This window comes from Candidatus Villigracilis saccharophilus, assembly GCF_016711665.1.
Map to the genome: position 1 here is coordinate 62051 of NZ_JADJSO010000013.1, position 10495 is coordinate 72545.

At 50.0% G+C, this 10495-nt stretch carries 11 protein-coding genes and 1 tRNA gene; 6 read left to right on the top strand and 6 right to left on the bottom strand.

What is annotated here, in order from left to right:
• Positions 1-370 precede the first annotated feature (370 nt).
• The 6 genes from IPL17_RS05335 to IPL17_RS05360 all read left to right on the top strand — a co-directional run bounded on the left by IPL17_RS05335 (position 371) and on the right by IPL17_RS05360 (position 6508).
• Positions 371-928, top strand: a complete 558-nt coding sequence (locus tag IPL17_RS05335) for a hemerythrin domain-containing protein (RefSeq protein WP_345306041.1) — start codon at positions 371-373, stop codon at positions 926-928.
• Between the two features lie 214 nt (positions 929-1142).
• Positions 1143-1472, top strand: coding sequence for a cupin domain-containing protein (locus IPL17_RS05340; protein ID WP_345306042.1), 330 nt, complete (start codon positions 1143-1145; stop codon positions 1470-1472).
• Positions 1473-1590: 118 nt separating this feature from the next.
• Positions 1591-2787, top strand: coding sequence for an aminomethyltransferase family protein (locus tag IPL17_RS05345; protein WP_345306043.1), 1197 nt, complete (start codon positions 1591-1593; stop codon positions 2785-2787).
• A gap of 78 nt (positions 2788-2865) precedes the next feature.
• A complete protein-coding gene (locus IPL17_RS05350; protein ID WP_345306044.1) occupies positions 2866-4449 on the top strand; it encodes an NAD(P)/FAD-dependent oxidoreductase in 1584 nt (527 codons plus the stop codon).
• Positions 4449-5948, top strand: coding sequence for an NAD(P)/FAD-dependent oxidoreductase (locus tag IPL17_RS05355; RefSeq protein ID WP_345306045.1), 1500 nt, complete (start codon positions 4449-4451; stop codon positions 5946-5948). Before IPL17_RS05350 ends, IPL17_RS05355 begins: the two co-directional genes overlap by 1 nt.
• A 488-nt stretch (positions 5949-6436) precedes the next feature.
• A tRNA-Arg gene (locus tag IPL17_RS05360) sits at positions 6437-6508 on the top strand.
• A gap of 192 nt (positions 6509-6700) precedes the next feature.
• Here the strand turns inward: IPL17_RS05360 and IPL17_RS05365 are convergent.
• The 6 genes from IPL17_RS05365 to cas4 are packed head-to-tail and all read right to left on the bottom strand — an operon-like array spanning position 6701 to position 10361.
• Positions 6701-7333: a hypothetical protein gene (locus IPL17_RS05365; RefSeq protein ID WP_345306046.1), complete on the bottom strand. Its 633-nt coding sequence runs from the start codon at positions 7331-7333 to the stop codon at positions 6701-6703.
• A complete protein-coding gene (locus IPL17_RS05370; protein ID WP_345306047.1) occupies positions 7330-8385 on the bottom strand; it encodes an AAA family ATPase in 1056 nt (351 codons plus the stop codon). Before IPL17_RS05370 ends, IPL17_RS05365 begins: the two co-directional genes overlap by 4 nt.
• On the bottom strand, positions 8382-8768 hold the full coding sequence (locus IPL17_RS05375; protein WP_345306048.1) for a hypothetical protein: 387 nt from the start codon (positions 8766-8768) through the stop codon (positions 8382-8384). Before IPL17_RS05375 ends, IPL17_RS05370 begins: the two co-directional genes overlap by 4 nt.
• A complete protein-coding gene (locus IPL17_RS05380; RefSeq protein WP_345306049.1) occupies positions 8765-8956 on the bottom strand; it encodes a hypothetical protein in 192 nt (63 codons plus the stop codon). Before IPL17_RS05380 ends, IPL17_RS05375 begins: the two co-directional genes overlap by 4 nt.
• Entirely contained in the window at positions 8953-9816 is an 864-nt protein-coding gene (locus tag IPL17_RS05385) for an NAD(+)/NADH kinase (RefSeq protein WP_345306050.1), read from the bottom strand. The genes IPL17_RS05380 and IPL17_RS05385 overlap by 4 nt, the downstream gene beginning before the upstream one ends.
• On the bottom strand, positions 9705-10361 hold the full coding sequence (gene cas4 / locus IPL17_RS05390; protein WP_345306051.1) for a CRISPR-associated protein Cas4: 657 nt from the start codon (positions 10359-10361) through the stop codon (positions 9705-9707). The genes IPL17_RS05385 and cas4 overlap by 112 nt, the downstream gene beginning before the upstream one ends.
• Positions 10362-10495: the final 134 nt, after the last annotated feature.

The following is a 10495-nucleotide window of genomic DNA, read 5'->3' on the forward strand; positions in this document are numbered from 1 at the left end:
AGCCTGTGGAGATAAGAACCCTCCTTTGTAAATTTGTCTAAACAACGATACCTATATATGGGTAGTAGTTCAGATATTTCGGATAGTAGAACTCTGTGTTGTGTTAAAAATCACAATATTCATGTTCAAGTATTGTTTCCCAGCCATCTCTTTCGGAGTGAGCAAACCTTTTGTACCCTATATGAACTCTGTACAGCAAGGAGTCTGCGGGTATACTTTGAGGGAGTGAGGAATTAAAACCAGAGAGCTTTTTAAGACCTTTTTATGGCCTTCTGAGGGTAAAGTACTCCTCACAAATGTGGGATCCTTTCTCTTTATGTGGCATGGTATACTCCGCAAAATTATAAATTGATAGTGATTAAGGAAATATATGCGCATTACAAAATATTTACGCGCTGACCAGGAGACAATCACCCGCTTTCTCACCGTGCTGGGAAGCGGGTCTGTGATGTTGAGCACCAGCAAACGCGCACGCCCAGTTTTTTTTATTACTGCGCATGGTTTTATAAAAGAATTCATCGAAGAGGGTTTCTTCCAAAAGGAGGAACTGCTAATAAAAGCGCTTGAAGAAGGCGGGTTTCCTTCTGATGAGGGTCCCATTGCGGCGATGAGAAGCGATCAAACCAAAAGTCATGCTGCGGCTGAGACCATGCTCAATTCAGCGAGGCAGTGGCAGTCTGGTGACGAGATATCCCGTTCTGAAATGGGATGGGCCACCAGCGATTTCACCGCCACGCTCCGCCAGCATCTTGAGAGGCTCAAGAACTTGATATTCCCGCTGCTTGAGCAAACCATATCCATAGAGGAAGAACATATTCTTTCTGACGATATGAGCAAGATCGTCTTTAAAGGCAGTTTTGAAGACGGCTCTGACAAATATGCGAAGTTGATCGAAAAGCTTGAAGAGGAATTGGGCGATTGGCGGTAGAACAAAACTAGACAAATATATGGGCAGTGTCCATTGACTCTGCTTTTTTGCAAGACCCTTTTTAGATCAAATTAGTTCTTATAAATATCCTGATGGACAAAGCGCGTCACAAGACTTCCGCGTCCATCAGTTTTTATTTGGGGGAGATGTGACAAATGTCCATTGTCTTAAAATTATATATAATATACAATCCCGCCCATTACGGAGAAGAGCCATGGACACTTTTAAACTCGCCCAACTTATTTCCAAAAGAAAAGAAAGCGACAAACTATATCTCGAATTTCTCAAAGTCTCAGACTTGAGCATGGGACTTTATGTTCTCCCCGTCGGCGGAGTCGATCCCCAGTCACCGCACACGGAGGATGAGGTTTATTACGTGGTGAGCGGCAAGGCGCAGATTCAAGTTGCAGATGAAGATCGCACTGTACAGACTGGTTCCATTGTATACGTGGAGAAGAATGTTGAGCATCGATTCCATTCGATCGAGGAAGAGTTGACAGTGATCGTGTTTTTTGCACCTGCGGAGTATTCAAACAAGAAGTAACTTAACCGCTAAGAGCGCGACACTTGCACCTGACGCAAGTGCAGGTGAGATCGCAAAGATTTAAAGGTTTTCTTTGCACCCTTGGCGTGCTTGGCGGTTCAAATAAAAAGGAATATTTATGGAAAAACTACGCTACACACCGTTTCATGAACGAACGTCCGCATTGTGCCAGCCGCAGAATTGGCGGCGTTGGGCGGGATATTTTGTCGTCGGCTCATATGAGCTGACCATTGACCGCGAGTATTGGGCCATCCGCAATGCGGCGGGATTGATCGATGTTACGCCTTTGATGAAGTATATGCTCAAAGGCAAGGACGCAGCGACGCTGCTTCATCGCGTCACCACACGTAACATCCACAAGATGAGCGTGGGACAGGTCTATTACACAGGCTGGTGCGATGATGAAGGCAAGATGATCGATGACGGCACTGTCGCCAGACTCGATGAGACCATCTTCCGTCTCACGTCCGCGGAGCCGAATCTGCGCTGGCTGATGATGAACGCGGTCGGACTCGATGTGGAGATCAGCGAAGTCTCTGACAGCGTGGCATCTCTCAGTTTGCAGGGACCCAACTCACGGGTCGTTTTGAATCGCGTTTGTGAATCTAATCTCGATGAACTGAAATATTTCCGTTTGATGAATAATAAACTCGGCGGAGTCGAAGTCACCATTTCAAGGACTGGTTACACAGGCGATCTCGGATATGAGATTTGGATGGACGCGAAGGATGCCCTCTATGTTTGGGACGCGCTGATGGAAGCGGGAGAGGATTACGGGATCACGCCCGTGGGAATCCTCGCGCTTGATATGGCGCGCGTTGAAGCAGGATTGTTCATGCTCGATGTGGATTACACCTCTTCGGGTCACGCGTGGATAGAATCGCAGAAGTCATCGCCCTTTGAGCTGGGACTCGATTGGACAGTTGCGCTCGATAAACCTGGTTATTTTGTCGGACGCAAGGCGCTCGAAAAAGAGAAGCGTGAAGGCTCAGCGTGGAAGATGGTCGGTATTGAAATTGACTGGGTCGGCATGGAAGAGTTGTACGCTGAAGTTGGCATGCCGCCGCAAGTGCCAGGCACCGCGATCCGCGCCAGTATGCCGATCATGGTTGGTGGTGTGCAGGTTGGATATGCATCCACGGCTTCATGGTCACCGCTGTTGAAGAAATATATTGCGCTCGCACATTTGCAAAAGCCGTATTACGAACTCGGCACCAATGTAAGAATGGAAATCACCGTCGAACATCAACGCAAGCACGCGCCCGCGAAAGTGGTCAAGCTGCCGTTCTATGAGCCAGAGTGGAAGAAACGTTAACAAGTTGACAAGTTGTAAGGTTTGAAAGTTGTAACGTTCAAACTTGCTAACCTTTAAACCTGTAAACGGAGAATTAATATGACAACAAACAACTATGACGCAATCATCATCGGCGGTGGACACAACGGACTTGTCGCTGCCGCATATCTGGCGCGCGCGGGCAGGAATGTCGTTGTGCTCGAACGCAGGGAATTGGTTGGCGGGGCGACGATCACCGAAGAGATCATCCCTGGATTCAAATTCACGGAATTCTCTTATGTGGTCAGCCTTCTGCGCCCTGAGATCATCCGTGACTTGAAACTGCCTCAGCACGGGTTAAAAATCCTGCCGCTGCCCAGCACCTTCACGCCCATGGAAAACGGCGATTACATCGCGGGCTGGGACGATCACGATACCACCCGCCGCGAGATCTATCGCCACTCACCCAAGGACGCCGAAGCCTATGACGAATATGGACGCCGCATGGCGCGCCTTGCGAAAGCCATCAAGCCCATCTTGAGCATTCTGCCTCCCGACCCAACTTCGCTGAGTCCCAAAGATTTAATGGGCTTGCTCAAACTCGGTCAATTCGCTTCATCGCTGACTGAAAAGGAATTATATGGTCTCGCGAAGATCATGACCCAATCCGCGGCGGACATGCTCGAAGAATGGTTCGAGACCGACGCACTCCTCGGGACAAAATCCGCGAGCGGAATCATCGGCACCTTCCTCGGCCCGCGCTCACCAAGCACCGCGTATGTTTTGCTGCATCACTACATGGGCGAAATTGACGGCGCGTTCCGTGCCTGGGGTTTTGCCAAAGGCGGCACAGGCGGTATCGCTGAATCAATCGCCAGCTCGGCGCGCGCGTTCGGGGCTGAGATCAGACTCAACGCAACCGTGAAGCAGGTCATCGTTAAAGGCGGACGCGCAGTCGGCGTGGCACTTGAAAACGGCGACGAGATTTACGCGAAGGCAGTTCTCTCATCCGCAGACCCGTTCGTTACATTCCTGAAACTGGTCGAGCAAAAACACCTGCCCGATGATCTGATCCACTCGATCAAAAAATTCCGCACACGCGGTTCGTCAGGCAAGGTCAACATTGCGTTGAGCGAACTTCCGCGCTTCACTGCGCTGCCCGATGAACACGTGCTGCATCGCGGCGCGGTATCGATCAGTCCAAGCATTGATTACATTGAGCGCGCCTACGATGACGCGAAGTATGGCCGCTTTGCGAAAGAGCCGTACATTGACATGATCTTCCCCTCGATGATCGATCCCGACATGGCGCCTCCTGGCAAACATGTCATGTCGTGTTTCGTGCAGTATGCGCCCTATGACATCGAAGGCGGCTGGGACGACGCCAAGCGCGAAGCATTTGGCGAGTCGGTCATCTCCACCATCGAACGTTACGCGCCGAACATTCGCCGCGCGATCATCGGCAAACAGGTCATCACGCCGGTTGACATCGAACGCATCGCGGGCATCACAGGCGGCAATATCTTCCACGGCGAACTGTTGCTGCATCAACTTTTCTTCATGCGCCCCGCAACTCAATGGGCTGGCTTTCGCACGCCGATCAACGGCTATTACCTCGCTGGCTCTGGCGCGCATCCTGGCGGCGGCATTATGGGCTCGCCCGGTAAATTCGCCGCAGAACTTGCATTGAAGGACGGCATCTAATGAAAACCTATGACACCATCATCATCGGCGCGGGACACAATGGCTTGGTCGCTGCGGCTTATCTTGCAAAGCAAGGCAAAAAAGTTTTAGTGCTCGAACGCCGGGAAATTGTCGGCGGGCAGGTTGTGACAGAATCTTTTGGCGATGGCTTCACCGTTGACTCTCTGTATGCAGGTGGATCTCTGCGCCCGGACATTGTCAAACACCTCAACCTCGCTTCACACGGACTTGTAGTTGATTCCGTCCGAAAGCCATTCATCTCCCTTCAAGCGGATTCCAATCATCTCGTCTTCGACGCCGACCCCACAGAGACAATCGCGTCCATCAAACGCTTCTCCGAAAAAGACGCGGCGAATTGGATTCCATTTTTGAACTTCATGAAGAAAGCGACGCAATTCATCGAGTCATCCAACGCCGCGATCATGCCGCGCCTGCCAAAGAATTTCAGCATGAGCGAAGGCATGGATCTCGCCAAACTTGGCCTTAATGTCCGCATGATGGGTGGCAAGGACATGATGCGCATCGTGCGCGGCATCCCCATGACCGCCGATGAATTCGTGGACGAATGGTTCGAGTCCGATGTGGTCAAAGCCGCAATCGCATCCCTTGGTATTCACGGATTGACTCTCGGTGTGTATGGTGCAGGCACAGGTTATACGCTCATGCACAACTGGGCCAATCGTGGCGGCCTGTCGCATGTCAGCGTGCAGGGCGGCATCGGCAAGATCAGTGAATCGCTGGCCAGTGCGGTGAAATCATTCGGCGGCGAGATCCGTACGAACGCCGAAGTAAAACAAGTAGTCATCAAAGACATGCGCGCAACGGGCGTTGTCCTTTCCATCGGCGAAGAAATTTCAGCAAGCAATGTCATCTCCGCTGCTGACCCGAAGCACACATTCCTCTCTCTCGTTGGCGCAATGGAACTGCCGCCCGAATTTGTGTGGAATGTCCAATCCATCAAAATGCGCGGATCGGTTGCAAAAGTCCATTTGCTTACCGACGGCAAACACGGCATCCCTGCTGGGACAGTTGCGCTCGCACCTTCCATAAAATATCTCGAAAAAGCCTACGACGCTGCGAAGTATCACAGCATTTCAGAGAAGCCATACCTTGAAGTCACAACTTCCGGTAAAGTCGTCAGCATTCACTTCCAATTCGCGGCATATAAGTTGAATGAAAGCAGTTGGAATGTTGAAGGTTTGAAGGTTGAAAAGTTGGCGATTGATACCCTTGCAGAATATTTCCCCAATCTGAAAGCATCAATCAAAAACACAAAGACTCTTACTCCTCAAGATTTTGAAACCATCTACGGTCTCACCGAAGGCGACTTGAATCACGGACAGATCATGCTCGACCAATTCATGTTCATGCGTCCCATCCCGGGCTGGTCGAACCACAAGACGCCGATCGATAACCTATATCTCTGCGGCAGCGGAGTCCACGGCGGCGGCGGAATCAGCGGGGCGAGCGGACGGAATGTGGTGAAGATGGTAAAGTAGGTAATTGCAGGTCACGCTTGAAAGAGCGTGACCTGCTTTATTAGCGGTCATATCCAAATATGAAAAAATCAGATAATGAAACATTTATCTTGCAATTGTCTCGATTCTTAGCCTTGGCAGTTCGATTTATCATATCTACCAATTACATCAAAATTCGTATTTGGATTTTGATAATTGTTCTGATAATTTTCACGATAATGGGGCAGTTACTAACCAAAACTGCGTTGCTCATTACGTTGATAATATTTGGGTACATTTTGTTGACTTATCTTGTTAAATGGTTTGATAAGCGCGACGAGAATTAATCATTAATGATAATTTCTTCTTCCGCCTGCGGAGGTGGAGTCAGCGGGGCAAGTGAACGGAATGTAGTGAAGATGTTGAAGTAGAAAGTTAGAGGTCACGTCTTAGACGTGACCTGTTTTTTTATCCCGATGGTTTTACAACTCATGGATATATTCCATTCTTTTGTGTATAATCTCACCGTCGCCCCGATAGTTCAATGGACAGAACAAAGCACTCCTAAGGCTTAGATGTAGGTCCGATTCCTACTCGGGGCACTGTTGTTTTTTACTGAAACATTAAGGTTTCTCTAATCCAAAAAATCTTGTGTGAAAATTATCCTTATAGTAATATCAATGATGATGACCGCCAGGGTGCCCCCCTCACCCTGGCGGTCATCATTTAATCATGTTGCTAATAATGTCATAACTTTAGAAAAAACTCCAGCGGTTTCGCTGGAGTTTTTTCTATTAATTACTCTTTATCATTTGGCGGGCGAGTTGTAATAATTCATGCGCGGAACGCAACGTCCCTTCGCCGACCTCTCCGAGCATTTGCGATAATTCAAGCAGGCGCGGCTCCCCTTCAAGTTTGTCAACCTTCGTAAGTGTGCGGCCATTGTCGACGAGTTTTTGAACCTGATAATGCTGGTCTCCAAATACAGCCAGTTGAGGAAGATGTGTCACACAAAAAACCTGGTGCGTGCGCGAAAGATTCCAAAGTTTATGCCCAACCACCATCCCCACGCGTCCGCCTATGCCTTGATCTATCTCATCAAAGATCAGGGATGGGACTTCATCAGCCTTCGCCAATATATTCTTTAATCCAAGCATCAAGCGCGAGGTCTCGCCGCCGGAAGCGATCTTTGCGAGTGGTTTGAGACCTTCGCCCGGATTCGGCGCGATCAAAAATTCCACGCGGTCGAATCCGTTCTGGTCAAACGCGATGCGCGCGCCGCTCTGGGTGGGAGCGCCGTTCACATCGGGTTTGGTTTGGAAATCCACACTGAAGCGGGCGGATTGCATTTTTAGATCATTCAATTCAGCTTCGATGCCTTTGCTCATTTTGATCGCGGCAGACTTGCGTTTTTCAGAAAGTGTCAAGCCCTGTTTTGCGAGTTTTCCAATAAATTCGCTTCCTGCATTTCCAATTCGTTGATGCGGTCTGCCGCGCCTGTGATGGTTTCAAGTTGTTTGCGGGCATCTGCTCCATATGCAAGCACTGCGGGAATGGAACCGCCATATTTTCTATTTAGAGAGTGGATCATATCCAAACGTTCTTCAACAGCGTCGAGGCGTTTGGGATTGAATTCGATTTCTTCAAGGTAGTCGCGCAAAGTGTGAACAACGTCTGATATTGTTTCCAGCAAAAGTTCCGCTTGATTCGATAGCTCGGCCTGCCCCGCATCTATTTTTGCGAGGGTCGCCAATGCCTGTGCGGCTTGGCCGATCAAGTCTGTGGCGGCGGGGGTTTCAGGGGAGCCTTCATCCAGGATCGCCAACGCTTCCTGTGCATTTTCCGCAAGAGATTCCGCGTTCGCTAAACGGTCGCGCTCCTTGCGTAACTCTTCATCTTCGCCGACTTTTAATCTCGCAGATTCGATTTCCTCTGATTGATAGGTCAGCATTTCAATTCGGCGGTCTGAATCTGATTGCGCTTTTCGAAGATCCGCCAGCTCGCGCCGCAGATTCAAGATCGAGTGATAGGTTTGGCGGTAGTCGCCAAGGGGATGCGCCACTTCTGCGTAGCGATCGAGCAGTCCAATGTGAGCGCGCGGATCGAGCAAAGACAGATGTTCCGCTTGCCCGTGGATGTCGATCAATAACGCGCCAAGTTCTTTCAATAATCCAACATTGACCGTGCGCCCATTGATGCGAGCCACACTGCGCCCCTCTTTGCGAACTTCGCGCATGAGTACGACGTAATTTGGATCATCCATTAATTCTTCACGGTTGAGGATGAAGTGCACCGCTTCTTTTTCTGGACCTGTGAGATGGAACACCGCTTCGACAAATGCCGCGTCTGAATCAGTACGTACAAAGGTCGTGTCAGCTTTGCCGCCGATCAGCATCACCACGGCATCAAGGATGATCGATTTGCCCGCGCCGGTTTCCCCGGTCAGGATGATCAGCCCAGAGTCAAACCCGCAGATCAAGTTTGTCTATAATCGCAAAATTTTGAATATGAAGTTCGGTAAGCATGGCTATAACTGGATCCCGCCAGCCGCGCATATACGGTGGATGTGGCGACAACTGCGTAAATCCCAATGGAAATGACGGGCAGTATCCCGCCTGAAAATAGGAGCATCAAACCAATGGGAATCGCGCCCAGCGCAACACCAGCCGCGCAGGCAATAAAGAGCGGACGGGAACGACGTTTGCTGGTCACTCGTAATGCAACATTGGAGAGGAACACCCCCGCACCACCGGCGATCGCAAAGGCAACGAATATCATGTAAAAGCCAATAAAACTGGCGATGAACGCCAGTAATCCGCTTGCGATCAGGGAAAGAATAAATATAATGCCCGGTCCGATCAAGTAGTCGTACCAGAGCGCGGTATCGAATATTTTTTATGCTGATTCACGCATTCATTGCAAAGATAGCCAGTGGGTGTGCGCTGCGCGCAGGAAGCGCAGATCGGTCTTTCACAGCGCTTACAGCGCAGCATGGTTTCACGGGTTGGGTGAACATAACAATGTAAAGTAGTGGATGTGGTTTCTGTCATCGAGGAAATCCTAAAGAATTTTCATTCATATGTGCGGTGAGGTTGCGGTAGAAATAGCCTGGGTCGCCAAAGCGGACAAATTGCGCGGTCACATCGGCAACGGTTACTTTTACAACATCGTCTTCCATCAGCGGCGTTGGCAATTGACCATCGACGCTAACAACTGAATTTTCGCTGTTGGGCACAATGCTGACCGAAGAGCCTTCTGATAAAACTACTGCGCGGTCTACTGAAAGATGCGGCGCGATGGGCACAAGTAAAATATTGCGCAGTTCCGGCGGCAGGATGGGTCCGCCTGCCGCGAGCGCGTATGCCGTGGAGCCGGTGGCTGTGGCGGCGATGATCCCATCTGCGACGTAGCTGGTAAGTCGGCGTCCATCGACGGATGCGGTCAGACGGACCGGGCGCAGATTCTGTCCGCGCGCCACGACGACTTCATTCAAGGCGTTCGATTTGCCAAGGCTTTCACCGGCGCGGATGTGTTCGGCTCGCAGCATCATGCGGTTCTCGATCCATCCTTCGCCGTTGAATAATTTTTCAAAGTAATCCTGCCATTCATTGCGCTCAACCTGGATCAGGAATCCCAAACGACCAAGATTCACCCCGAGGATCGGCACCCGGCTGGGGGCGCACAAGTGACCGGCGCGCAGTACACTCCCGTCACCGCCGACTGCAATGAGCATGTCGTATTCGCCCTTCTTGACCCGGTTGCGCAGTTGTTCATCGTACAAGGAACCGTGGTCTGCGTTCAATCCCTTTTTCTTGAGAAAGGCAGACATGGCTTCCGCTTCTGCAAAAGCCTCGGGCATTTTGGGGTAGGCTGTGACAATTGGACGCTTTGGGATGAAGGAAGCTGACATAACGAAATTATACCTTTTGTAATGTCACAACGTTGATCGCTTTTATGCAAGCTTTGATCACAGGCATGTTTGAATCCGCATTTGTCACAGCGTGCGGCCTGCTCATGGGAGCGCGGGACTTCTTTCTTGTGTTCGTCACGTTTCATTTCCACAAGCAGGTCTACCAGGGAGTTTTCCAATTCTTTGGTGTAATCTATTGCAAAGTCGCGGTTCTCATAGTGGATAATTCCGTATGGAGGACGTGTGTCATAGCATTTTTCGACCAACAGACAATACGCGGCGAGTTGATAAATATGTGAATCATAAGGAGCCTCCGGCGCGCGCCCGGATTTAACCTCCACGGGGATGATCTTTCCGTTCTGCTCGATAAGATAATCCGGCTTGCCTGTTAATTCCAGTGCTGAATAATAAAGAGGCTTCTCCAGTTTTCCCCACCCGCGCGTGTCGGTGTAGATGATGCGGCCGCCGGGCAGACCGGCTTCCTTCTGCTGCGCAGAGGATTTGCGAAAGAAGAAGATGGCGAAGATCAATAAAGGCAAGGGCAATATACAGCACGTGGATTCCCTACTTGAGATTAAAGTTTTCGGCTATTCTTATTATTTTTTCAAACGTGTAAAAATCAGAACGGATAATAGTTCCTATCCGCTTTTCCAGTGTCTTGATGAATTCATTTTTATTG